This window comes from Halomonas sp. SCS19 (assembly GCF_040147015.1).
GTDB lineage: Bacteria > Pseudomonadota > Gammaproteobacteria > Pseudomonadales > Halomonadaceae > Halomonas > Halomonas litopenaei.
In genome coordinates this window covers 3,864,507-3,889,416 of sequence record NZ_JAMSHN010000001.1, presented here as the reverse complement: position 1 = coordinate 3,889,416, position 24,910 = coordinate 3,864,507, and the positions used below count along the sequence as shown (strand labels likewise).

Below are 24,910 nucleotides of genomic sequence, written 5' to 3'. Positions count from 1 at the left end.
GAGAAAGAATCATAATCACTTGTAGAGCGAATGAAATGATACCCTAAGGTATCTACTAGTATGCCACTCATTGGCACACCATGCTCGTTTTTCCATGCACGAAGCATCTTACACAACACCCTCAAATTTTTGTTCTTTGAATCATTCACCTCTTTCATTTTCATCTGCTCTGCAACAGGGTCACACTCTCTCCACCTCCCCCCATCTCTTGTGTCTGGATACTTATAACTCCCGTTGGTATATCGGAATGCTGGGACCAACTCAATAACATGACCTTTAGTAAACTTTACTGCAACAATTTGCCCATCGACCTTTATATCTGAGTTTCTATATGTGTCTTTTAAAGCATTGCATACTTTTGAGAGAAGCTTGTATTGTTTATTTCCAGAATACCCTTGCACTTCATCATAAAGTGACCAAGGCAACTCGAATATCATATCCAGATCACTTACACCATTGATTGCTGTGTAACGTCCATAAGATCCGACTTGACGACAATGTGTGAAATCTGAATCTGAATCCCAGAACCTCTTATTAAGCGACTTTGTTATTCTCTTATAGCTTGTCGAAATGCTATCAGAATTTTGACGGCTAAATTTTCACGAAACTGAGAAAACAACTTACTACTCATCAAAAAACTCCAAACAGGATAGATAAGAGGCTCATTAAGATAAGCACACAAGCCACGTAAGCAGAAAGAGGTATTTTATCTCTCCAGAAAGAAAATGACCTGTATTGCTCTATCCAGTTTATCTGCATTTGCCAAAAGAACTTATAGTGAGCATATGCATCACTGATAAAAACCTGCTTACTAATAGCCACCCCTTGGAATTTTCTATCAATATCTTTCAATTCATTGATGTAGCCACTTAATGACCCACTTTCATCATGCTCAACCCTTGCGCAAAGCCCCTTTAAATCATGAAAATATCCAGTCAGCTTCTTGCCTACCGCCTCATAGTCCTCTTTTTGATTGCGATAAGGCTCTATATACAAAGCTGAAATACCAAATATTATTAGAAGTGCAGACGATAGAGAGTTGAGCTCAAACTCAGTAGCTAGAGCTATGATACCGATAGCTATTGAAAGAAATGAAATCCAGCCAGGAGCTTTGCAGATAATATCGTAAGTTGCTAAGTGTTTTTTAGCACCAAACCCAACATCATAACCTTTTTCTGCAATTTGCTTCAGCAAGTCTTCCTTTTTCATTCAGCCCTCTGCGATGTAGCTAATTTAACGTTATATAACATGCTGTCATATCTACATAAAAATTCATATGTGCCGGGTTTCGTGTGATTGACTTGCTATCCGGTTTCCCATGGTGTCGCAGTAGAGTCACCACAGCCAGGGAGTGAGCAACATTGAGCAACCCTTTGGATCAACATGGCGATATCACCTTTCTTAAAATTATCCCCAACCACACACCATACCTTCCCCCAGCAAAAGTAAGCACATTCTACTTTATGAGAGGTAAGCTCAACAGAACTGCCCAAGGATAGGTGTAACTGACTGATATAAGGAGGAGAAATCAGAAAAAACTGAGTTGTACCCTAGGTGGTGGTCAGGACGTCATCGACCAGCGCCACGTGCCGAGGCAGCCCTGACGCGATACCAAACATACTGGACGGGATGCGACGACGGGCGCGCGAACCGAGCTCATGCTGGGGGCGATCACCGCGACGCCGCCAGGCCCGCCTCACCGGCACGCCGAGCCGGCGCCACAGCTCGTCGACCAGCCACTGGCCCTGATCTAAGCCAAAGCGCCTTGCCCTGGCGGGATGACGCGGCACCCCGATCAGAGCGTCAGGCACGTCATTCTCGCCCACGAGTGACGCCTCCAGAAACAGTGCGACCAGCAACTGGGCGCTGCGGAGAAAGTTCACTGAAGGGCGTGGGGGTCGTGGTCATGGGGGCTCCGGGTAAAAGCACAAATATCTAACGAGGCGAGAGGCGCCGAGCTTAACAGAGCCAGGGTGGCGGCGTCCTCGCCAGCGCCCAGGCGTCTACCCGGCGTGCCCCCGCGCGGCGACAGGCCTGCGCCAGCCGCTCAAGGGTGGCCCCGGTGGTCATGACGTCATCGACCAGCGCCACGTGCCGAGGCAGCCCTGACGCGATACCAAACATGCCCGACGCGATGCGACGGCGGGCCCGCGAACCGAGCTCATGCTGGGGGCGATCATCGCGACGCCGCCAGGCCCGCCTCACCGGCACGCCGAGCCGGCGCCCCAGCTCGCAGGCCAGCCACTGGCCCTGATCGAAGCCAAAGCGCCTGGCCCTCGCTGGATGACGCGGCACCCCGATCAGAGCGTCAGGCACGCCATTCTCGCCCACGAGCGATGCCTCGAGAAACAGTGCGACCAGCAACTGGGCGCTGGGCAGATGGGCCTCGGCCTTGAAGCGCTGGACGAGACGTCTGATCTCGTCGCGGTAGATCAGCGGCGTCCGCACCTCATGGAAGCTGAAGGGCTCCACCAGACAGCGACCGCACAGGCGTTCACCCGCCGGACGCCGCCAGCGGTGCTCGGGCAAGGGTTCGCCACAGCCCTCGCAGGGACAACGATTGAGGTCAAGCCCTCGGCGGCAGGGATCACACAGCAGGACGGACACAGGACCCGGCGCAGCAATCACCGCGAGCCCCGATCTTGACCCTGACCCTGGTCCTGGCGCCAGGGTCGCCAGGCAGAACAGGCAGCGATCCGCCATCAGTTTCGCCACGCCATGGTCAACCTTGCCGATTACGCAGGTTGACAGCTTCGCCACACCACTTATCCTTGTCGTCAACCAATCCGATTTTAAAAAGTTGACCATAGCGAGACACCCATGTCTGCCGACTCGACGTCCACAGTTTCCACCCTAGCCGCCGATGCCGCCCCCCGTCACGACTGGACGCTCGATGAGATCGAAGCGCTGTTCGCCCTGCCCTTCAATGATCTGCTGTTCAAGGCCCAGTGCGTCCACCGCCAGCACTTCGATGCCAACGCCGTTCAGGTCTCGACCCTGTTGTCGATCAAGACCGGCGCCTGCCCCGAGGACTGCAAGTACTGTCCTCAGTCTGGCCACTACAACACCGGCCTGGACAAGGAGAAGCTGCTCGAGATCGAAAAGGTGGTGGAGCAGGCGAAGTCCGCACTCGATGCCGGTGCCAGCCGTTTCTGCATGGGCGCCGCCTGGCGCAGCCCGCGCCAGCGGGATCTCGAGGTGGTCATCGAAATGGTGAAAAGGGTCAAGGCGCTGGGGCTCGAGACCTGCATGACCCTCGGCATGGTCGACGAAGCCCAGGCCCATCAGCTGGCCGATGCCGGCCTCGACTACTACAACCACAATCTGGATACCTCGCCTGAGTACTACGGCGAGATCATTACCACGCGCAGCTACGCCGATCGCCTCGACACCCTGGGCAATGTGCGCCAGGCCGGCATGAAGATCTGCTCCGGCGGCATCCTCGGCATGGGCGAGACCGCCCGTGATCGCGCGGGGCTGCTCAGGCAGCTGGCCAACCTGTCACCGCACCCGGAGTCGGTACCGATCAACATGCTGGTCAAGGTCCCCGGCACGCCCCTGGAGGACGTCGAGGACCTCGACCCCATCGAGTACCTGCGCGCCATCGCGGTGGCCCGCATCATGATGCCGAAGAGCCATGTGCGACTGTCCGCCGGGCGGGAGCAAATGGACGAGTCGACCCAGGCACTGGCCTTCATGGCCGGCGCCAACTCGATCTTCTACGGCGACACCCTGCTGACCACCGGCAACCCACAGGTCGAGCGCGACCGCGCGCTGTTCGACAAACTTGGCCTGCATCCGGAACGTCGCGACACCTGTGCCAGTGACGACGAACGCGAACAGGTCCTGGCCCGGCAGATCGAGCGCCAGGCCAGGGAAGCCAGCAGCGCCCAGTTCTATGACGCTGCGGTCTAGCCCCATGTGCGCCCGCTGCCAGCCCTGCGCTAGTGCGGCGCATCACTGCCAGGAGCCCACCCCATGAGCGCAGACTGGCATTCCCACCTGCGCCAGAGTGCCCAGGCACGCCACGAGGCGCATCGCTGGCGCCAGCGCCGTGTCCATCGGCAGGACGCGCAGCGACTCGACATGGCCGGCAATGACTATCTCGGTCTGGCCGCTGACCCGCGCCTGGCCGAGGCCGCCGCCGATGGTGCGCGGCGCTTCGGCGCCGGGGCCCGTGCCTCACATCTGGTCACCGGACACAGCACGGTGCACGAGGCACTCGAAGAAGCCCTGGCACGCCTCACCGGACGCCCCCGGGCGCTGCTGTTCTCCACCGGCTACATGGCCAACCTGGGGGTGATACAGGCGCTCTGTGACAGCGGCGTGCATCTTCTGCAGGACCGGCTGAATCACGCCTCCCTGATCGACGGTGCCCGGCTGTCCGGCGCCCGCTCACGGCGTTATCACCACAACGACCTTGATGACCTGGCGCGCCTGCTGGATCGGGTCCCGGACGCCAGCCGCCGCCTGGTCATCAGCGACGGTGTCTTCAGCATGGACGGGGACTGCGCCGACATCGACGGCCTGGCCGAGCTCAGCCGGCGCCACGCCGCCTGGCTGATGATCGACGATGCTCACGGCATCGGCGTGCTGGGCGAAAACGGCGACGGTAGCGTCGGTCGACGGCTGGGCTGCGAGCGGGTCCCCGTGCTGGTCGGCACCCTGGGCAAGGCGCTCGGCACCGCCGGTGCCTTCGTCGCCGGCGATGACGCCCTGATCGAGCATCTGATCCAGTTCGCCCGCCCTTACATCTACACCACCGCCCTGCCCCCGCCGGTGGCGGCAGCGACGCTTCAGTCTCTCGAGATACTGGCCAGCGAACCCGAGCGTCGCCGCCATCTCGATGGGCTGATCGCGCGATTCCGGCGCGAGGCCGCCAGCCTGAAGCTGCCGCTGATGGCTTCGGCCACCCCCATCCAGCCGATCCTGCTCGGTGATGAGCAGCGCACCCTGGGCTGGGCCAGCACGCTTGACGACGCCGGCATCCAGGTGGGCGCCATTCGCCCGCCGACGGTCCCCGCCGGCGCCTCAAGGCTGCGTGTCACCCTGAGCGCCGCCCATGACGACCACGACGTCGACCGTCTGCTCGAGGCGCTCTTGACCTGCCAGAAGCAGGAATCGGCCACCTGCGCAGGAGCATCCCGATGATCCGGCTGGTCCTGCTGTCCGGTTGGGCCATCGACGCCAGAATCTGGTCACCGCTGGCGAGCCATTGGGGGACCTCGGTGACGGTGGAGGCCATCGACTGGCCCGGCATGGGCGGCAGGCCCGGGCTTGCAGACGCAGGTGCCTCGGACGCAGATGCCTCAAACGCAGACACGGGGCTTTTCCGGCAGCAGGCACACCCGCCGTCTGGCCTTCAGACGCTGGCGAAGGCCATGGGGCCTTCCCTGTCGTCCCGCGACGGCGAGCCGGTCATCTGGGTGGGCTGGTCGCTCGGTGCGTTGCAGGCCGCCGCGCTGACCCGGCACCTGCCCGCCCCCGATGGCCTGGTGCTGCTCGGCATGGGCCCGACCTTCTGTCACCCGAACGGGGTGACAACGACCGCGCTGGCTGATTTTCGCGCCGCCTTCCGCCGCGACCCGACCAGGGCCCGAGAGCATTTCCTGCGCTGGCAGCTGTCCGGCGAGCCCTCGCCCCGTGACGCCCTGCGCCGGCTGCGCAGCCTGCTGACGCCTGACATCGGCGCCGATCACGCCACCCTGGAGCAGGGCCTCGCCACCCTGGCAAGCGCCGATATCGGTGACCTGCTTGGCGGCGTGCCAGGCCATGTCTCAGGCCAAGCGCCGGATAATGCAACTCCCGTCCCCGCCACGTCCCTGTGCGGTGCCACGGACCCCCTGCTGGCGCCTGCCGTACGCGCGGCCATGGACGAGCGTATCGAAGGCGCCGGGCACTGCCCGATGCTGAGCCAGCCGGCCCGTCTGGCCGAGGCGATTCAGCGCCACGCCTTGCGCATGCTAGATAAAGGAAAGGCACCCACCAGCCGCCGCGGGCCTCACTATGGTGACCGCGAAGACGATGATGCAGACCGCGACGCAACCGATGCCGACCGCGAAGTCCAGGGGTTTGACGAGGTGACGCCATGAACGCTCCGCTAGTGCAGCGCCAGCTCGAGCCCGCGCGCTCCAGCGACACGGCCACGGCCGCGCCGGACCAGAGGGGCGTCTCCGCAGCGCCCGATGCCACACCCGGTGACTGGCAGCGACGGGTCGCCCGGGCGTTCTCGCGGGCGGCCCCGCGCTACCGAGAACTGGCGCGCGCCCAGATGGCCATGGCCGAGACGCTGTGGCCCCACCTGCCAGATCACGCCGAGCGGATCCTCGATCTGGGTTGCGGGCCCGGCGACCTGACCCGAGGACTAGCCGAGCGCTATCCCGACGCCAGCGTGCTGGGGCTGGATCTGTCCGCGGCGATGCTGGCACAGGCTCGCCAGACACTGGTTCAACAGACACCGGCCCGACCAGCCCAGGACGACCGAGGCACCGAGCCACGTCGACAAGAGGCATCACCTCATCCGCGCGCCACGGCGTGCGCCTGGGTCTGCGCCGACGCCCAGGCGCTGCCGCTGGCCGATGCCAGTCTCGACCTGGCGATATCCAATCTGGCCATCCAGTGGTGTCCCGACCTGGAGCAGGTGCTGGCGGAACTCCATCGCGTCCTGGCGCCTGGGGGACGGGCGGTACTCAACACCCTGCTGCCCGGCACCCTGGCAGAGATCGGCCAGGTCTGGCGTCAACCGGGCAAGGCCAGTGGAGTGCTGGACTTCGCAAGCCTCGACGACCACCGGCGTGCAGTGCGTTCCCGCCGCTGGGCCGCCACCGCCTTCGAGCAACGTGCCGAGCGCTTCTACTACCCGGATCTGGACGCCGTGATGGCCTCGGTCAAGGGCGTCGGCGCCCAGGTCGCCCGCCCCGGCGCCCGTCTGAGCCGTCAGGATATAAGACAGGCGCGGGCCCGCTATGAACACCTTCGCAGACCCGAAGGACTGCCGGTGACCTACCAGCGGCTGACGTTGATTCTCGATCGCTGACGCCTGACCACCGCGCCCCTGAGCGAGATGCCCCATCGTCGTTTCACCGCCACCAAACTTGCAGCACAGGATCCCGCACTCGCCATGCCAAGCTACTTTGTGACCGGCACCGACACCGACGCTGGCAAGACCCTGGCAAGCTCCGGCCTGCTGGCCCTGGCACGCCGCCAGGGCCAGACCACCCTCGGCCTCAAACCGATCGCCTCGGGGTGTGAGTCCACCGCCGAGGGCCTGCGCAATATCGACGCCCTGACCCTGCAGGCCCAGAGCGTGCCGTCTGTACCCTATGACGACATCAATCCCTTCGCCTTCGCGCCCCCCATCGCGCCACACCTGGCGGCTCGCTATGCCGGCGCGGACCTGTCCCTCGACCGGCTCTGCCACACGCTGGGGGGAAGCCTTGAGCTCCCCCGTGATCTGATCCTGGTCGAGGGAGCCGGCGGTTATCGGGTCCCGCTCAACGACCAGGAGGACCTGGCGGGGCTCGCCACACGCCTTCAGCTTCCGGTGATCCTGGTGGTGGGACTGAAACTCGGCTGCCTGAACCATGCCCTGCTGACCGCCGAAGCCCTCAAGGCAGATGGCGTCACTTGCGCCGGCTGGATCGGCAACCTTGTCGATCCCGGCTTCGCCGAAGATGAAACCCTCTACCGGGACAACCTCGATCACCTGAAAGCCAGGCTGCCGGGGCCCTGCCTCGGCATCATTCCACGCCTAGATGGCAGCGACCATCGGGCACTGGCCGATCAAGCCGCCGATCATCTTTCGCTGCCATAGCTCGAACTCCCGCCTCACCAGCATCACCCCCGCTCCCGCGCCGCCCGCAGCGTCCGGGTGGATAGCGGGGCCCTGACTCGATCGAAGCGAGCGCACCTCACGGAAGTGTTTGACTTGCCAGGCCGGCAACGTAAAATATGCCCCGCCTACCCCGCGTGCGGATGTGGTGGAATTGGTAGACACGCTAGATTTAGGTTCTAGTGCCTTAGCGCGTGGGAGTTCGAGTCTCCCCATCCGCACCATCTTTTCGGACCCGTCGAGCGAGCACACTTCATTCGACCGCAGGTCCAGCATTCTTCTTGACCTTTCTCCTGTCGGCTCGGCCCCTGGCCCTTGCTTCGACGCGCCCTAGCCTCGACACGCCCTAGCTTCGACACGCCCTAGCCTCGACGCGCCCTAGCCTCGACGCGCCCTAGCCTCGACGCGCCCTAGCTTCGACACGCCTAGCTCCCCGTTGACGCCGCCTAAGCATCCGTTGGCTTTGTCAGGGCTCGATCCTGCTATCGTTACATGCATGTTCCATGATTGAAATCGACCTCGCACGTTGCGCAGGTCCGCGAAAAAAGGTCATTGCATGCTGAACTACTTTGCCCTCGGCATCCTGTGCTTCGTGGTGTTGACCCTGTTCTACGGTGTCATCGTCATCCACGACATCCCCTACGGTATCGCCAAGAAGCGCGACCATCCGCACCAGGACGCGATCCACGTCGCCGGCTGGGTCAGCCTGTTCACCCTGCATGTGCTGTGGCCCTTCCTGTGGATCTGGGCCACCCTCTATCGGCCCGATCGCGGCTGGGGCTTCAAGCAGATCGAGGAAGAACAGGCGCGAGAGCGCAGCGAGATTGACGAGTTACGCCTCGAACTCGACCACCTGCGCCAGCGGCTCGACGCCCAGGAGGCCTCAGCGCCGTCGCTACAGGCCGAGCAACCGGCTCGCGCCCAATCTACGTCCGGCAATACCCAGGGAGGTCAGGACTGATGGATCTGCTTATCGTGCTGACCTATGCGGCGCTGTGTATCGCCGTGTTCAAGATCTTCCGCATCCCGCTCAACAAGTGGACGGTCCCCACTGCGGTACTCGGCGGCATCATCGTGGTCGCGACCCTGGTGCTGCTGATGAACTACAACCATCCCTTTACCCGCCAGGTTCGCCAGGCCTACGCGGTGACGCCGCTGGTATCCGAGGTCCGGGCCCGGGTCAGCTCCGTCGAGGTCGACCCCAACACCCTGGTCGAGGCCGGTACCCCGCTGTTCATCCTGGACGCCACCCAGTTCGAGTCCCGGGTAGAGCGGCTGACGGCGGAGCTCGAAGACGCCCTGCGCAATTCCGACAGTCGCAGCGCCGGCGTTGCCGAGGCCGAGGCCAACCTGGTGGCGGCCCAGGCCGACAGAGATCAGGCCAGTCGGACCCTGGCACGTTATCAGGCCGCCTCCTCGGCCTTCAGCCGTCAGCAGATCGACGAAGCCTCCCAGAACGCCCAGACCGCGGCTGCACGTGTCGCCCAGGCCGAGGCCGCCCTCGAGCGGGCCCGCGCCGAACAGCGCCCCGACGGCGATGACGAGGACCCGCTGGTCGTCGCCAAGCGCGCCCAACTGGCCGAGGCACAATATGATCTGCAAAACACGGTCATCCGCGCACCCACGGACGGCTTTCTGACACAGCTCGCGGTGCGCCCGGGAATGATGGCGGTACCGTTGCCGCTGAAGCCACTGGGGGTCTTCGTGCATGACGAACCCGGCCGCTTTACCGGCGCCTTCCGCCAGCAGGCGCTCAACCGCATCCAGCCAGGCGACGAGGCCGAACTGACCTTCACCGCCCTGCCGGGCCAGGTGTTCGCCGCCGAAGTCATCGAGGTGCTGCCGGCCATCGCCGAGTCCCAGGTCGCCGCCGGTGATCGACTGCTGGGCGCCGACGCCTTCGCCAGGACCGACGCCCCGGCGCTGGTGACCCTGAAGCTCGCCCCGGGCCAGGATATGCCGGACATGCCGCTGGGCATCGGCGCCCAGGCAGCGGTCTACACCGAGCACTTCCACCACGTCGCCATCATGCGCAAGGTGCTGTTGCGCATGCTCGGCTGGCAGCACTATGTCTACATCGACCACTGAGTCGACAGGCGTTTCGCCGACGCTGACCCGCTGCTAGGCTGGCCCCAGTCAGGTTCGCCCAGCGTGGCGAACCAGGGAGCGACAGACAGCACCCAGTCTTTCCTGGTGTACCCGACGAAAGGCACACCAGGTGGCTGGGCGGGGGGCAAGGATGCACAGCAGGAAGGAATCAACGCGCACCAATACCTGGGTGGCACTGGTGATCGTCATTGCCAGCGCCGCTCTGAGCTATTGGCTGCTGGACAGTCGCGACGACGTCAACGGAGGTGCAGCGGTATCGCTGTTCTCGTTGGGTCTCGTCAGCGCGCTGGTGGTCGGCTATTCCCGTTCGGTCAGTCAGATCAACGCCCTCGGCGCCCAGGTCAAGTTCAACCGCCTGAGCCAGGAAGCCGACGCCACGCGCAAATCGCTGGAGCGCGACCGCCTTCATCTCTACCGCATGCTGATACCGCTGACGCTGAAGCACCCCGAAGGCGAACACGCCATCCACGGCGTCGATCCCCGTGTACCGGCACTGCTGGAACTTGACGACAAGGTCGCTACCGAAGGCCTTCAGGCCGACCTGTCACAGGAACTCGCCCGCGCCCTCCATCGTCTGCTGCATAGCCAGTACCACCGCATCGTGGAAATGCTGCCGCAGGACGCCTCCCTGCCTGCCTCGCAACGGACATCATCGGGCCACGACTTTACTCCCGCCCAGCTTGGCGAACTGCTGGATCGGGCCGAAGCCTATCTCGAGCGCCATGGCGAGGCGTCGACGTCCAATGACGGCAGACAGCGGCTTCACAACAATGTTCGCGTCAGCCGCCGCCTGCTGGCCAGTTACCATCGACTCGATGACGTCACCCCAAAGGCCCCGTCTGACGCCGTTGCCTGAGGTCCGCAGACAGCCTCTCGTCTCTCGCCACCCGGTCCCCGCCCGAGAGGATGACCGATCAGGCTGTGCCGGTTCGCTCCATCCTGTTCGCCGACGTCGGCCCTCAAACTCGGCGTCCCTGGCCCTCGTCTACGCTGAGATGGCGGTACATCACCGCAGTGTCACATCCATCTTGGCGATCGGCGGGAGGCCCCATGGCAGAGTCACTTACACAACAACAGGACGTTGACAGCGACAGCGGCGGCCGCTCGCCTCGGCTGATCTGGTCGTTGCGGGCCTTCGGGCTGGCCGGTGCGGCCATGGTCTGGGTGGCCCTTGGGGGTGCCGAGTCGATGTCGCCAGATGCCCGCTGGGTGGCCGCCATCGGCACCCTGATGGCGATCTGGTGGATGACCGAGGCGATCCCGCTGTCGGTCACCTCGCTGCTGCCCATCGTGTTGATTCCCATGCTGACCGAACGCTCGGTGTCCGAGGCCACCGCACCCTACGCCAGCTCCATCGTGTTTCTGTTTCTCGGTGGCTTTCTGATCGCCATCGCCATGGAAAAGTGGCAACTGCACCGGCGTATCGCCCTGACCACCCTGCATCGCGTCGGGGTCGAACCTCGTCGTATCGTGCTCGGCATGATGCTGGCCACCGGTTTTCTGTCCATGTGGGTGTCCAACACCGCCACCACCCTGATGATGCTGCCGATTGCGCTGTCGGTGCTGACCCTGGTGGTGGAACGCTCGAGCTCACAGGACAGCGACGCGGTCGGAGAAGACCTGCACAAGGGCGGCCGCGTCTCGGACATCATCAAGGATGACAACATCCGCAGCTTCGGTGTCTGCCTGGTACTGGCCATCGCCTGGTCGGCGTCCATGGGCGGGCTCGGCACCCTGCTGGGCTCTCCCCCCAACGCCATCGTCGCCGGCTATGCCGCCGACGAACTGGGCCGGGACATCGGGTTCCTGCAGTGGATGATGGTCGGTCTGCCCCTGGCGCTGACCTTTATCCTGATCGGCTGGGTACTCATGACCCGGGTGCTCTATCGCTTCAAGCTCGATGAGATTCCCGGCGGCAAGGCGATGATCGAAGACCAGCTCGATCACCTGGGACCGCTCGGCCAGGGCGAACGCATGGTGATGTTCGTGTTCGCCGGTGCGGCCTTTCTGTGGGTGGTACCGGGGCTGATCGCCAGCCTGCCGCTGATCGGTGACTGGTTTTCGTTCCTTGACGCCTTGAATGACACCGCCATCGCCATCGGCGCCGGTATCGTGCTGTTTTTCCTGCCGGGCAACGCCAAGGGCGACATGGTGCTGGACTGGCAGGACGCCGAGGATGGCCTGCCCTGGGGCGTACTGCTGCTGTTCGGCGGCGGTCTGTCGCTGGCCAGCGCGGTGGCAGCGTCAGGGCTCGACGGCTGGTTCGGCGAACAGGTCAGCGCGCTGGGAGCGCTGCCGATGGTGGCGCTGGTGGTGGCGGTGACGACGATCGTGCTGTTTCTTACCGAGATCACCTCCAACACTGCCACCGCCGCGACCTTCATCCCGGTGCTGGGCGGGGTCGCCGTCGGCATTGGCGCCGACGCCATGACGCTGCTGATACCTGCCGCCTTCGCCGCGACCTGCGCCTTCATGCTGCCGGTGGGCACGCCGCCCAACGCCATCGTGTTCGGCTCCGGCGCCGTCACCATCTCGCAGATGGCCCGTGGCGGGATCGTGCTCAACGTGATCGGCGTCGCCCTGATCACCCTGTTCTGCTACGTACTCGGGGGGCTGGCTCTGGGTCTGCGTTTCTAGGCCGGTCCGAAAGGGCTCGGATCGAAGGGCGGGATAAACCAGGAGCCTCACCTGCCGGTGGGGCTCTCTCCCTGTTGTCGGCGCTGTCGAAGACAGGCCTCGGCCTGCTCAAGCACTTCCCAGGCCAAGCGACGAAGGCCGACCTCCCCCTCGGTCATGGCCTCGAGCAGGGCTCGCTTTTCCTTCAGGTAGAGGCGTGCAAATCCCGGGTCATGCTCGACGATAGAGCCGGTGTTGTGGATCAGATCGGCGTACTTGATGGTCTGGGCGCGGGCCCCGGCCTGTGCCAGACGCTCCAGCGCCAAGCGCTTGCGCACGGCGCGATTGCCCACCTCAGGCCCTTCGAGATCGCTTAGCGCCAACACCAGCGCGGTCACCTCTTCCCCGAAGTTGTCGCCCAGTGTCTGGGCCGTCACCTGGGTGTCCTCCAGTACATCGTGCAACCAGGCGGCGGCAACCATGGCGGGTTCGCCGGGACAGTGGCGGCTGACCAGCGCTGCCACAGCGGCGGGATGCTCGATGTAGGGGGTGTCCAGGTACTTGCGCCGCTGACCGATGGCGCCGTGAGCCGCCGTGGCGAAGAGCCGCGCCGCCTCCACGGTGTCGATGCCCGAGATCTCGCTTGCGTCGCTGGAGGGTGTGTCCACGCTGTCGCTCCCGTGTCGTGTCTTTATCGTGCGCCCCGGTCGGGCCCATTGCCGGTCCAGCACCTTTTGCTGATTGAGGCCTCGGCCGCCGCGGCTTAGGCTGACAGACCCGACCTCAAGACGCCATCAGGCGCTCCCCTGGCCGACCAGGAACCGCCATCAAAGGAACTGCCATGAAACGCGAAACCCTCGCCCTGCACCACGGCTACGCCCCTGACGACCAGCACTCTGTCGCGGTCCCGATCCACCAGACCACATCGTTTTCCTTCGATGATGCCCAGCATGCCGCCGACCTGTTCGATCTCAAGGTCGAGGGCAACATCTATTCGCGCATCATGAACCCCACCTGCGCGGTGCTGGAAAATCGCGTGGCCGCCCTGGAAGGTGGTATCGCCGGCCTGGCGGTGGCCTCCGGCATGGCCGCCATTACCTATACCATCCAGACGCTTGCCGAAAGCGGCGACAATATCGTCTCGATCAGCGAACTCTACGGCGGTACCTACAACCTCTTTGCCCACACCCTGCCGCGCCAGGGCATCGAGGTCCGCTTCGCCGACAAGGACGACCTCGCCGGCATCGCCGATCGCATCGATGAGCGTACCAAGGCGGTGTTCTGCGAAAGTATCGGCAACCCTTCGGGCAGTGTGGTGGACATCGCCGCACTCGCCCAGGTGGCCCACGACAACGGTGTTCCGCTGATCGTCGACAACACCGTGGCCACGCCCTTCCTGTGGCGACCGATCGAACACGGCGCCGATATCGTGGTGCACTCCGCCACCAAGTATATCGGTGGCCACGGCACCACCGTGGGCGGCGTGATCGTCGATTCCGGTCGCTTCCCCTGGGCCAGCCATGCCGAACGCTTTGCGCTGCTCAACGAGCCCGACCCCTCCTATCACGGCATCAGCTATACCCGAGACATCGGCGACGCGGCCTTTATCGCCCGCGCCCGGGTCGTGCCACTGCGCAACATGGGGGCGGCCCTCAGCGCCCAGGCCGCCTGGAATCTGCTGCAGGGTCTCGAGACACTGGCGCTGCGTATCGAGCGCATCTGTGCCAACACCCAGACCATCGCCGAGTACCTCGAGGGCCACGAGGCGGTGTCCTGGGTCAAGTACGCTGGCCTTTCACATCACAAGGACCACGAGCTGGCCAAGCGCTACATGAACGGCCAGGCCTCCGGCATCTTGAGCTTCGGCATCAAGGGCGGACGAGACGCCGGGGTGCGCTTCTACGACGCGCTCGGGCTGATCCTGCGGTTGGTCAATATCGGTGACGCCAAGACCTGCTCGGCGATTCCGGCGGTGACCACCCATCGCCAGCTCAATGACGAGGAACTGGCCGCCGCCGGGGTCACCGCGGACATGGTGCGCCTGTCTGTCGGCATCGAGCATGTCGACGACCTGATGGCAGACCTGGACCAGGCGCTCAAGGCGTCTCAGGGCTAGCCCGAACCCGGCACAGGTAGCCCCACCGGGGTCGGCGACGGTGGCAGCCAATCGCCCTTGATCAGGGCTTCGGCCGGGCGGTAGAAGCGTAAGGTATACGTCCATCCCGGGGCGATCGCCAGATGGTTGGGTGCCTGGGGGTCGCCGCCAAAGTGGAGGGTTACCGAACCATCCTCGTTGGCGTCGGCCTCGACACTGGTCAGGGAGTGCGCCCCGTCGGCGCCCTCGATCAGACGCCCTCTGGCATCGTAGACGGTCACCGACCAGAACCCGGTGACCGGCACGTCCACCGGCAGAATCAGCACCTGAGGCGTCTCGCCATCATTGTGAAGCGGGCTGACGGTGACGTAGTAGGCGTCCTCGATGGGCTGCCCCAGCCAACCCGCGGCCGTCCCCCACAGATGCCGCACCGGGTCGACGCTGTCTTCGGCGCCAAACATGCCGTGGCTGCCGGAAATAAAGGGCGACAGACCAAGCACCGCCTCTCTTACCTCGCCCAGCCGCTCCATATCCCACTCGGGCAATGACAGCTCTCCCGCGTCATCCTGGGACCACTCGATGGCATCCTGCAGCGCGTTGGCTTCGGCGATGTCCGCGCTCGAGTCGGCGTCCACCTGGGTACGGAACATGACCAGGGCATAGCGCGAACCGACGCTCTCTTCATCCAGCACGATCTCGCGTCCGCCGTAGGCCATCATCGGGGTGTAGTGGTCCTGGTTGACCACCTGCATGGACTGCAGTCGGGTGGCGCTGGCCGGGGCGGTGAAGGTTACCGGTGAGGCCAGATCGAAGACGCCGACGCTGTGCAGGATATCCCGATTGACCCGAACCACCTCGGCGTCCACCGGCAACGGCGCGCGGTCATGGCGCAGGCTGCCAAAATAGCCATCATCGGCATAGTTCTGGAAGTGGGTGTCGGTCTGCGCCCGCACATAGGTATCCAGATTGACCGCACCGTCCGAGCTGGACGGCTCGGTCGCCTCTGCGGTCGCTGCCACTGCGTTCGAGACCAGGCCGCTTGCCATTGCCAGCAGCAGCCAGGAAAACCGCTTCATTGTCATCCCCGCACCCCGATTGTCGGTCGCGAGCCCTGGCGGCCAGAGCCCTGCCTATGGCTCAGCATAGCGTCTTCGCGGCACGAAGGACTCAACGGCATGAAAACGGCGGCCCCGAGGGCCGCCGAAGGTCTCACTGCTCAGTAAGCAGTGAATTGACGTTTCCAGAGACTGTCAGCTACCGGCGATGGTCATCTCATCGATCAACCAGCTACCGCTGTGGATGCTGCCACGGGTATCGATATCATCCCCCAGTCCCACCAGACCCTGGAACATGCCTGCCAGGTTGCCGGCGATGGTGAACTCCTCGACGGGATGCTGAATCTGGCCGTTCTCGACCCAGAAACCGGCCGCACCGCGGGAATAGTCACCGGTGACGCCGTTGACGCCCTGCCCCATCAGCTCCGTGACCAGTACGCCCCGATCCATCTTCGAGAGCAGCGCCTCGCGGCTTTCCAGCGGTGCTTCGAGGCGCAGGTTGCGTGCCCCGCCGGCGTTGGCGGTGGTCTGCATGCCGAGCCGACGCGCGCTGTAGGCCGACAGCATGTAGCTGGCCAGACGCCCCTGCTCGATAAAGCGATTGTTGCGGGTCTGGACGCCGTCGCCGTCGAACGGACTGCTGGCCATGCCACCCACCAGCATCGGCTGCTCGGCGAGGCTGAACCACTCGGGAAACAGGGTCTCACCCAGGCGGCCACACAGGAAGGAGGCGTCGCGGTAGATAGCGCCGCCGGCCAGGGCCGACATCAGGTGGCCGATCAGGCCGCTTGCCAGGGTCGGGTCGAACATTACCGGGAAGCGCCCGGTCTGGGGGCGCTGCCCCCCGAGGCGCCGTAGCGTACGCTCGGCGGCGCTGCGGCCGACCTCCGCCGGGTCACGCAGCGCCCGTGGATCCCGGGCGCTGGTGTAGTCGTAGTCCCGCTGCATGCCGGATGCGTCCTCGGCGATCAGCAGGCAGGAAAGCGAGTGACGGCTGCCGCGCTGGCTGCCGAGAAAACCATGGCTGTTGGCGTAGACGCGAACGCCCTCGCCGCTCGACAGGCTGGCGCCGTCGGAGCTGCGGATACCCGGCTCGGCCAGGCCCGCCGCCTCGCAGGCAAGCGCCAGCTCTATCGCCTTGTCGGTGTCCAGCGCCCAGGGGTGATGGACGTCGAGATCCGGCAACTCGGTCGCCATCAGCTCGGCGTCGGCAAGCCCGGAGGCAGGATCCTCGCCAGTGTAGCGGGCGATGGCGATGGCCTTCTCGACCACGCTCTTGATCGAGGCGTCGCTGGCGTCGGTGGACGAGGCGCTGCCCTTGCGCTTGCCCAGGTAGACGGTGACGGCGATGCCCTGATCGCGGGACAGCTCCACCGACTCCACATCGCCCTCGCGCACGCTTACACCGGTGCCCTGATCGACGCTGGCGCCGACCTCGCAGGCATCCGCACCCAGTCGCCGAGCAAGCTCGAGCGCGGTCTCGGCACGACTTTCCAGCACCGCCTGCTGGGCTCTGGCATCAAACGCCTGTGTCATCTTGTACTCCTTGTCCGACCATAGGGGTCGGCTGAGACTGTCATCCTGCGGCGCCTCGGGCGCCACAGGCTGGTATACTTTCGCGGACGTCGCGCCCGGCGCGACCACCGCCTTTTCGATTTTCCCCGATGCCTTCACCAGGGACCCGGTATGACCCAGGATGACCTTTCCCCCGACGACCGCCCCAGCAAGTCCCAGCTCAAGCGGGAGATGCACGAGCTGCAGGCGCTGGGCGAGCGCTTCATCGCGATGAAGCCCGAGGAGCGCGCCCGCTTCCCGCTGTCGGACGATCTGCTTCGCGCCATCGACGAGACCGACCGCATTCGTGCCCGCGAGGCCAGACGCCGCCATATGCAGTACGTCGGCAAGCTGATGCGCAAGGAAGACCTGGAGGCCATCCAGGCGGTCTTCGACGACATCGAGAAGGCTCAGGTCCAGCGCGACCATGCCTTCCTGCGCCTGGAAAAGTGGCGTGATCGCCTGATCGAAGAAGGTGATGACGCCGTCGAACCCTTCCTCGAAGACTATCCCCAGGCCGATCGCCAGGCGCTGCGTCAGCTGATCCGCAACGCCCGCAAGGAGCGCGAGCAGAACAAGCCCCCCACCAACGCCAAGCGGCTTTACAAGCTATTGCGTGATACCGCAGGGATCTAACCGCTGGGCTCTAACCGCCGGGCTCGAGGGCCAGTCTGACGAGTGACTGCGCTCGTCGACTTTTCGGACAGCGCCTAGGTCCTGCATGCTCCGCTTTGGCGCCGACACCTCCGTCGGCGCCGCCTTGTCGCTCAGCCAGCTTGCCTCGGCTGTATCAGGATTGGGTGCCACCCACGGTCAACTCGTCGAGCTTGAGGGTCGGCTGACCGACGCCCACCGGCACCCCCTGTCCTTCCTTGCCGCACACCCCGATACCGGTATCCAGTTCCATGTCGTGGCCGATCATCGAGACCTGGCCCATGGCTTCGGGGCCGTTGCCGATCAGCGTCGCCCCCTTGACCGGCGCGGTGATCCGACCGTCCTCGATCAGGTAGGCTTCGCTGGCCGAGAACACGAACTTGCCCGAGGTGATGTCCACCTGACCGCCGCCGAAGCTGACCGCGTAAAGCCCGCGCGAGACGCTCTTGATGATGTCCTGGGGGTCGTCCATGCCGGCGCGCATGTAGGTATTGGTCATGCGCGGCATCGGCATATGGGCGAAGGATTCGCGACGGGCGTTACCGGTGGGCGCCATGCCCATCAGGCGGGCGTTCAGCTTGTCCTGCATGTAGCCGGTAAGGATGCCGTCCTCGATCAGGGTGGTGCATTGGCTGGGGGTGCCCTCGTCGTCCACCGACATCGAACCACGGCGATCCATCAGGGTGCCGTCGTCGACCACGGTAACGCCGGGCGACGCCACTCGCTCGCCGATACGGCCGGCGAAGGCCGAGCTGCCCTTGCGATTGAAGTCACCCTCGAGGCCATGGCCCACCGCCTCGTGCAGCAGGATGCCGGGCCAGCCGGCCCCCAGTACCACCGGCATCTGTCCGGCGGGGGCATCGGTCGCCTCCAGGTTGACCAGCGCCTGACGCACCGCTTCCCTGGCGTAGGTCTCGGCGACGCCTTCGTCGCGCAGCCTCGCCATGGGGTAGCGGCCGCCACCACCGGCGCTGCCGCGTTCACGCCGGCCGTTCTTGACCGCGATGACACTGACATTGAGCCTCACCAGCGGGCGCACGTCGGCGGCGACGGTGCCGTCACTGGCGCTGACCAGCACCACTTCGTAGACGCCGGACAGCGAGGCGCTGACCTGGGACACGCTGGGGTCGGCGGCGCGGGCCACCCGGTCGGCCAGCTTGAGCATGGCGACCTTGTCTTCGGCCGACAGCCCTGACAGCGGGTCGATGCCCGCGTAGCGCGGCTCGGCACTGACCTGGATGCGTGGCGCCTGAGTCAGGGTGGCGCCGCTGCGCACGATGCCCGAAGCGGTGCGGCCCGTCTCGGCCAGGGCATCGGCGTTGATCTGGTTGGAGTAGGCGAAGCCGGTCTTCTCGCCGGCCATGGCGCGCACCCCGACGCCACCGTCGATGTTGTAGCTGGCTTCCTTGACCTCGCCGTCCTCCAGCACCCAGCCCTCTTGCCAGGTCCGCTGAAAGTACAGATCGGCGTAGTCGATGCCAGGGCCCAGAGCGTGCCGAAGACCCGTGTCGAGACCGCCGAGATCGAGGCCTCCCGGGGTCAACAGGGTGGCCACGGCCTCATCGAAGGATGCAGCTTGAGATGTCATTGAGCACTTTCCAGAGTGATCCGGGGCGAGGTCCAGGGACCCTGCACCAGATAGTGAATTCGCGTCACCCGGTCGATGACGTCGCCGAACAGCTTGTCGGCCACAAACAGGGCACCGCCCACAACGGGCGCCCCTACGGCCACGGCTGCCAGCGGCAGGTTGTTGCTGACAGGCACGGTCACGCCAAGCATCAGGTCGAGCTGACGTCGCGCCAGGTCGGCGGAGCCGTCCAGGGTAAAGTCGGTGGCGGGGCCATCGATACGAATCGGCCCTTCGGTTTCCAACACTCCACCATACAGGGTCGCGGCACCACTGACACGGTCGAAGGCGGTACCCTCACCGGTGACGTCCGAGAAATCCAGACGCAGGCGCCGCAGCAGGTTATCGACGTTGAGCAGTCCCACCACCTTGGCCGAGGGCGAGCTGATATTGGCAAAGGTCCCGTCGACCATATCGACGTTCAGGCTACCGCGTGATCGGGCCAGCGCAAACTGCCAGGGGGCCCCCGGCCAGGCCAGCTGACTGTCCACATCGAGTCTTTCGGCGCGTACCGCCACGTCCTGCCCGAGCGCCGCCAGCGCGGTCCCGGGATCGCCCCCGGTGAGCGCCAGTCGCGAGCGCGTCAGGCTGGCCTGACTACCGGAGGCCTCCCATACCAGCGACCCCTCTGCCGTGACCTCGCCCAGGGTGAGGGATACCGGCTCGACCGACAGCCGATCACTGCTGGAACGCCATGCGCCGTTGAAGGGCCCGACCCGATTGCCCTGGTACACGATATCGTCGATGGTGAGACGCCCGTCGGGCAGCTCGCGCACTCGCTGCGGGAAGGCCGCAGGCGCGCTAGCGACCTCAAGCTCACCGAACAGCGAGCCGGACTCGGCACCCTGAACCGCCGTTTGCCCGCTCTCGGGAATCAAGTTGTCCAGCACCAATCGATCGAGATCGAGCACCAATGGCTGGGTAGTACCCGAGCGGTAGGTCACCTGGCCGTCGACCAGGCTTCCGCCGAGCGCCGCCTGCCACTGCCTGGCGCCTCGGCTGAAGCGGGGACTGGCGTCGATGGTCAGCGTGCCGAGACAACGATCGCCGTCGCTCAGGCAGTCGGTTCGGGCCTCCAGGCGTGACAGTCCCGCCCCGCCGCCGCCACTGGAGCCGCCCTCCGGCATGGCGCCGGCCAGTGGTTTCAGGGCGTCGGCCCAGGCGCCCAGATCGAGTCGCTGCAGATAGGCCAGCACCGACCACCCCGGCTCACCGGGCCAAGCGCCAGGTGCCGCCCGACCGACCCACAGCTGACCCTGGCTGCCGCCGGGCCCGGCGGCGCGCCAACGGGCGCCGACATCGCGCCCGTACTGGCCGCTCAACACCGGAGAATCGCCGAGGCTCAGGTCCAGCTTGAGCGGTACCGTCTGGGTGGCACGCTTGCCCAGCGGTGCCGGTAGTTCGATCGACAGCCCCTCCAGGGTGCTTTCCAGCGACAGACGCTGGGCATCGAGCTCAAGCCGGCCTTGCCAGGGGAAGGAGCCCGACAGCAGTACCCCAGGCTCGAGCCCCGCCCAGTCCAGCAGCGCCGGCGCATCGGCGCGTCCGGACAGCGCCACGCTATCGTTGCGGCCCTGAAGGTCGGCCGCCACGCTACCACCGAGCACCTGGCCCTCAAGACGACCGGACAATCCACCTTCTTCGCCCTGCTGGGACCAGGTCAGGGGGCCGCTGACGTTCTCGAACTCGAGCTCGGTGCCCTGATGCACGACCCTCGACGCCCGGGCGTCGGCCTCGACCTTCAGGTCCAGGGCATCCGGGTCGGCCATCGGCAGCGACAGCGACAACTGGCCAGTCACACTACCCTCGCCGCGCCAGTTACTGGCGGCCTCGGCGCCCTCCACCGGCATCTCTTCAAGAAATGCCAGCAACTGCGTTAGCGACGCCGACAGCGGCCCTTCGACGCTGAGGACCTCGTCGGCCAGTTTGACGCTGGCGCCTTCGGTCTTCACGCCCTGGCTCTCGGCATGGTCGACGCGCGCCTCCAGACTGTCATCCTCGACGGACAGGTGGCCGCTGACGTTGCTAAGCGCCGGCCAGCCTTCGGCGTAGGGCACCCGCCCCTCGACGATATCCAGATCCAGGCTGAGACTGCTGTCGAGCTTCTCGCTGTCGAGGTCGTCCTGCTCACGCAGCGGCACGTGCAGGCGCAGCTGCCCCTGGGGCACCCGCCCGGCCAGACCACTGGCCAGCCAGTCCGCGAGTTCGGCGTCCACATCGTTGCGCAACAGCGGCATCGGCAACCACTCGCTCAAGGCGATATCCCGGGCGTTGACGTCGCGCATGTCCAGCTCAAGACCGAAGCCGCCGCGACGATCGGCGGCGATGGCCAGACCAAAGCCCCCTTCCACCTCGGCGTCGCGCCAGCCGACCTTGAGGTCGCGTCCACTGACGAAGCTGCGCGGCCCGTCGTAGGACCAGATCACCTCGCCGGTTGCGTAGTCGAGCTGCATGGGGGCGGCAAACAGCTCAGGGAAATGCATCGATGCCTGGCCAGCGTCGACGAAGTCCACTCGACCACGGGTGCCGTCGGCTTCCACCCAGACATCCAGCGGGCCGCCGCCGGGCGCACTCTCCCAGGGATCGACCTCGACCCCCAGCGCGCTGACCCGGGCACGCCATTCGTCATCGAGCCTGCCAAAGCCCAGCCCGGTCACCTGACCGCGGGGCTTCAAGGCGTCCACCGCCCGGGCCAGGCCCTCAGGCAGGCGCAGACGCTCGCGCCACTGCGCCAGTGCACCCAGCTCGAAGCCGCTGGCGTTGGCCCACCAGCCGTTTTCGCGGCTTGCCACGTGCCAGTACTGGGGCAAGGCGCCACCTTCCGGCGCGGTTTCGCCGTCGTCGCCGGTCCAGCTCACGTCTTCGGCGTCACCCTCGAACCAGGCCTCCCAGTCATCGACGTCGCGTCTCAGCCACTGACCGCGCAATTCGGCCCCGTTGAGCACGATGCCACCAGGCGAGCCCTCGCCCATCTCCTGGGCGACCGCTGCCGCCATCTCGTCGCGCTGATTGAGCGCCAGGCGCGGTGCCAGTACATCGAGGCGCACATCCGCCAGGCGTCCGTTATCCCAGCGCGCCCAGACGGTGGCGTCCCCGCTGGCCTCGTCGAAACGCAGCACGTCCTCGATGCCGATCAGTCGTGACAAGCCGGTCAGGCTGTCGAGCTGCATGGTGCCCTGCAGGGCGGCGCTGAAATTGCTCGCCTCGCGACTGCCCGGCGTCAAGGCCATGACGATCTCCATGGCCTCGGCGTCGCGATCCTCGATGAATACCTCACCCTCGATATGGGTGCGCATCTCATCGCCGGTCATCAACAGCCGCGGCGCATGCAGGGTGGTCACCTCGCGGCGCCCGTGCAGCACCACGCGCAGGTCATCGACCCAGGCACGTTGGCGCAGCATGACGCCGACCCAGAAGTCCAGACGCTCGAGGTCAAACTGCCCTTCGGGCATCAGTTCGGGGGGGATACGCGCCGGCTGTGGCCACAGCCAACGACGTTCGCGGTCCTGATAAAGATGGAGGGTGACGCCCTGGAAGTGGGCCTTGTCGACCACCGGCAGCCCCTCGTCAAGGCTCGCCAGGGTGTCCAGGCGCACTTCACCGCGCTCGACCTGCAACAACGGATAGCTGCCCGTGGCGTCTTCGGCCTCGAGTCGCAGCCCGTCCAGGGTCAAGCCGGGGTCGAGGCCATGCAGACTGCCTTCGAGACTCACCAGATGGGTCTCCGCCTCGAAGCGCGACGCTATCATCTCGACCAGTCGATCCTCGAGGCGATCGACCTGGCCCAGCGACACGCGCAGCACCAGCGACAGCAGCGCGGCCATCGCCAGCACTACCGCCACCAGCGTCAACAACCAGCGAGTCAGCAGGCGGATCGGCCTCATCGGATCACATCAGCACGATGTCGTACTGCTCCTGGGAATAGTGGGTCTCGACCTGAAAACGAATGGTCTTGCCGATAAATTCCTCGAGATCGGCGACCGCTGCCGACTCCTCGTCGAGCAGTCGGTCCACCACCGCCTGGGAGGCCAGCACCGCGTAGGTTTCGGCATTGTAGGCGCGCTCTTCACGCAGGATCTCGCGAAAGATCTCGTAGCACACCGATTCCGGCGTCTTGAGGGTGCCCCTGCCCTGGCAGGAGGGACACGGCTCGCACAGGGTCTGCTCGAGGCTTTCACGGGTGCGCTTGCGGGTCAGCTGTACCAGCCCGAGCTCAGTGACGCCGGTGCATTTGGTCTTGGCGTGATCCCGTTCCAGCGACTTCTCGAGCATCCTCAGCACCTGGCGCTGGTGCTCGGTGTCCACCATATCGATGAAGTCGATGATGATGATGCCGCCGAGATTGCGCAGACGCAGTTGACGGGCGATGGCGGTGGCCGCTTCGAGGTTGGTCTTGAAGATGGTTTCTTCGAGGTTGCGGTGACCGACGTAGGCGCCGGTGTTGACGTCGATGGTGGTCATCGCCTCGGTGGGGTCGATCACCAGATAGCCGCCGGACTTGAGCTGGACCTTGCGCGCCAGCGCCTTCTGGATCTCGTCCTCGACGCTGTACAGATCGAAGATCGGTCGCTCGCCGGCGTAATGTTCGATGCGTCCCACCGCCGAGGGCATGAACTCCTCGGCGAACTCGACCAGCTTGACGTGGTTTTCGCGGGAGTCGATGCGCACCTTCTCGATATCGTCGCGCATGACGTCGCGCAGGGTGCGCATGAACAAGGGCAGATCGTCGTAGATGACGCTGGGCGCCGGCGCGGTCAGCCGACGTTCGCTGACCTTGCGCCAAAGCCGCAGCAGGAAGTGCATGTCGGCGACCATCTCCTCGAGCGTCACGCCCTCGGCGGCGGTGCGCACGATAAAGCCGCCGGTGACCTCGATCTGCTGCTCGGCCGCGGCTTCCTCGACCAGACCGCGCAGGCGCTCGCGCTCTGTCTCGTCCTCGATGCGCTGGGACACGCCGTTATGAGGCGAGTCCGGCATGTACACCAGGTAGCGCGACGGCACCGACAAGTGGGTGGTCAGGCGAGCGCCCTTGGAGCCGATGGGGTCCTTGGTGACCTGAACCACCAGCGACTGGCCTTCATGCAAGAGCTGCGAGATGGACGGCTGGTCATCACCGTTGGCGCTGTGCTCACCGACATCGTGGGCGTGGATGAAGGCTGCACGAGACAGGCCAATATCGACAAAGGCCGCCTGCATGCCGGGCAGTACCCTCACCACCTTGCCCTGGTAGATATTGCCGACGATGCCACGACGCCTGGCCCTCTCGATGAAGGCCTCCTGCAGCACGCCGTTCTCCACCACGGCCACGCGGGTTTCCATGGGCGTCAGGTTGATGAGTACTTCACCACTCATTCGGCAGTCCTTGTCCT

The 24,910-nt window shown here is 64.9% G+C and carries 20 protein-coding genes, 1 tRNA gene and 1 pseudogene; 12 read left to right on the top strand and 10 right to left on the bottom strand.

Annotated elements, in window-relative coordinates:
* Nucleotides 1-155: 155 nt before the first annotated feature.
* The 4 genes and pseudogenes from NFH97_RS16900 to NFH97_RS16885 form a co-directional block, all read right to left on the bottom strand.
* Nucleotides 156-584, bottom strand: a pseudogene (locus NFH97_RS16900) (SMODS domain-containing nucleotidyltransferase); the annotation flags it as partial.
* Nucleotides 585-630: 46 nt separating this feature from the next.
* Nucleotides 631-1,209, bottom strand: coding sequence for an SLATT domain-containing protein (locus tag NFH97_RS16895; protein WP_349625203.1), 579 nt, complete (start codon nucleotides 1,207-1,209; stop codon nucleotides 631-633).
* 341 nt (nucleotides 1,210-1,550) lie between these two features.
* Nucleotides 1,551-1,883, bottom strand: a complete 333-nt coding sequence (locus tag NFH97_RS16890; RefSeq protein ID WP_349625202.1) for a ComF family protein — start codon at nucleotides 1,881-1,883, stop codon at nucleotides 1,551-1,553.
* 76 nt (nucleotides 1,884-1,959) lie between these two features.
* On the bottom strand, nucleotides 1,960-2,760 hold the full coding sequence (locus NFH97_RS16885) for a ComF family protein (RefSeq protein ID WP_349625201.1): 801 nt from the start codon (nucleotides 2,758-2,760) through the stop codon (nucleotides 1,960-1,962).
* A gap of 60 nt (nucleotides 2,761-2,820) precedes the next feature.
* Between NFH97_RS16885 and bioB the strand changes: the two genes are divergently transcribed.
* The 10 genes from bioB to NFH97_RS16835 all read left to right on the top strand — a co-directional run bounded on the left by bioB (nucleotide 2,821) and on the right by NFH97_RS16835 (nucleotide 12,577).
* On the top strand, nucleotides 2,821-3,915 hold the full coding sequence (gene bioB, locus NFH97_RS16880; RefSeq protein ID WP_045993967.1) for a biotin synthase BioB: 1,095 nt from the start codon (nucleotides 2,821-2,823) through the stop codon (nucleotides 3,913-3,915).
* A 63-nt stretch (nucleotides 3,916-3,978) separates the two neighbouring features.
* Entirely contained in the window at nucleotides 3,979-5,151 is a 1,173-nt protein-coding gene (gene bioF, locus NFH97_RS16875; RefSeq protein WP_349625200.1) for an 8-amino-7-oxononanoate synthase, read from the top strand.
* Nucleotides 5,148-6,092, top strand: a complete 945-nt coding sequence (locus tag NFH97_RS16870) for an alpha/beta fold hydrolase (RefSeq protein ID WP_349625199.1) — start codon at nucleotides 5,148-5,150, stop codon at nucleotides 6,090-6,092. Before bioF ends, NFH97_RS16870 begins: the two co-directional genes overlap by 4 nt.
* Nucleotides 6,089-7,036, top strand: coding sequence for a methyltransferase domain-containing protein (locus NFH97_RS16865; RefSeq protein ID WP_349625198.1), 948 nt, complete (start codon nucleotides 6,089-6,091; stop codon nucleotides 7,034-7,036). Before NFH97_RS16870 ends, NFH97_RS16865 begins: the two co-directional genes overlap by 4 nt.
* 84 nt (nucleotides 7,037-7,120) lie before the next feature.
* On the top strand, nucleotides 7,121-7,813 hold the full coding sequence (gene bioD / locus NFH97_RS16860) for a dethiobiotin synthase (protein WP_349625197.1): 693 nt from the start codon (nucleotides 7,121-7,123) through the stop codon (nucleotides 7,811-7,813).
* 157 nt (nucleotides 7,814-7,970) lie between these two features.
* Nucleotides 7,971-8,055, top strand: a tRNA-Leu gene (locus NFH97_RS16855).
* Between the two features lie 332 nt (nucleotides 8,056-8,387).
* Complete coding sequence (locus tag NFH97_RS16850; protein WP_222516604.1) at nucleotides 8,388-8,792, top strand: DUF3302 domain-containing protein; 405 nt, start codon at nucleotides 8,388-8,390, stop codon at nucleotides 8,790-8,792.
* Complete coding sequence (locus NFH97_RS16845; protein WP_108132881.1) at nucleotides 8,792-9,919, top strand: HlyD family secretion protein; 1,128 nt, start codon at nucleotides 8,792-8,794, stop codon at nucleotides 9,917-9,919. The genes NFH97_RS16850 and NFH97_RS16845 overlap by 1 nt, the downstream gene beginning before the upstream one ends.
* 151 nt (nucleotides 9,920-10,070) lie before the next feature.
* Entirely contained in the window at nucleotides 10,071-10,796 is a 726-nt protein-coding gene (locus NFH97_RS16840) for a hypothetical protein (RefSeq protein WP_349625196.1), read from the top strand.
* A 194-nt stretch (nucleotides 10,797-10,990) separates the two neighbouring features.
* Nucleotides 10,991-12,577: an SLC13 family permease gene (locus NFH97_RS16835; RefSeq protein WP_045993062.1), complete on the top strand. Its 1,587-nt coding sequence runs from the start codon at nucleotides 10,991-10,993 to the stop codon at nucleotides 12,575-12,577.
* 47 nt (nucleotides 12,578-12,624) lie between these two features.
* Here the strand turns inward: NFH97_RS16835 and NFH97_RS16830 are convergent, their stop codons facing one another.
* On the bottom strand, nucleotides 12,625-13,224 hold the full coding sequence (locus NFH97_RS16830) for an HD domain-containing protein (RefSeq protein ID WP_349625195.1): 600 nt from the start codon (nucleotides 13,222-13,224) through the stop codon (nucleotides 12,625-12,627).
* A 173-nt stretch (nucleotides 13,225-13,397) separates the two neighbouring features.
* On the opposite strand from NFH97_RS16830, the gene NFH97_RS16825 reads away from it, so the two are divergent.
* Nucleotides 13,398-14,672: an O-acetylhomoserine aminocarboxypropyltransferase/cysteine synthase family protein gene (locus NFH97_RS16825; protein ID WP_349625194.1), complete on the top strand. Its 1,275-nt coding sequence runs from the start codon at nucleotides 13,398-13,400 to the stop codon at nucleotides 14,670-14,672.
* Here the strand turns inward: NFH97_RS16825 and NFH97_RS16820 are convergent.
* Together NFH97_RS16820 and pmbA are read right to left on the bottom strand one after the other, a co-directional pair.
* Nucleotides 14,669-15,733: a DUF1214 domain-containing protein gene (locus tag NFH97_RS16820; RefSeq protein ID WP_349625193.1), complete on the bottom strand. Its 1,065-nt coding sequence runs from the start codon at nucleotides 15,731-15,733 to the stop codon at nucleotides 14,669-14,671. The genes NFH97_RS16825 and NFH97_RS16820 overlap by 4 nt on opposite strands.
* A gap of 168 nt (nucleotides 15,734-15,901) precedes the next feature.
* On the bottom strand, nucleotides 15,902-17,242 hold the full coding sequence (gene pmbA, locus NFH97_RS16815) for a metalloprotease PmbA (protein WP_348826671.1): 1,341 nt from the start codon (nucleotides 17,240-17,242) through the stop codon (nucleotides 15,902-15,904).
* A 150-nt stretch (nucleotides 17,243-17,392) separates the two neighbouring features.
* Here pmbA and yjgA point away from each other — a divergent pair, with 150 nt between their 5' ends.
* Nucleotides 17,393-17,896 carry a ribosome biogenesis factor YjgA gene (gene yjgA, locus NFH97_RS16810; RefSeq protein ID WP_045993059.1) on the top strand — a complete coding sequence of 168 codons (504 nt, stop codon included), beginning with the start codon at nucleotides 17,393-17,395 and terminating at the stop codon, nucleotides 17,894-17,896.
* Nucleotides 17,897-18,050: 154 nt separating this feature from the next.
* Here yjgA and tldD read toward each other — a convergent pair whose 3' ends face one another.
* Genes tldD through rng form a run of 3 tightly spaced genes read right to left on the bottom strand, consistent with a single transcriptional unit; the run spans nucleotide 18,051 to nucleotide 24,893 of the window.
* Nucleotides 18,051-19,502, bottom strand: coding sequence for a metalloprotease TldD (tldD, locus tag NFH97_RS16805; protein WP_108448984.1), 1,452 nt, complete (start codon nucleotides 19,500-19,502; stop codon nucleotides 18,051-18,053).
* The gene (locus NFH97_RS16800; RefSeq protein ID WP_349625191.1) at nucleotides 19,499-23,425 is read right to left on the bottom strand and encodes a YhdP family phospholipid transporter; all 3,927 of its coding nucleotides are present in this window, start codon (nucleotides 23,423-23,425) and stop codon (nucleotides 19,499-19,501) included. Before NFH97_RS16800 ends, tldD begins: the two co-directional genes overlap by 4 nt.
* A 4-nt stretch (nucleotides 23,426-23,429) precedes the next feature.
* Nucleotides 23,430-24,893, bottom strand: coding sequence for a ribonuclease G (gene rng, locus NFH97_RS16795; protein ID WP_124803768.1), 1,464 nt, complete (start codon nucleotides 24,891-24,893; stop codon nucleotides 23,430-23,432).
* Nucleotides 24,894-24,910: the final 17 nt, after the last annotated feature.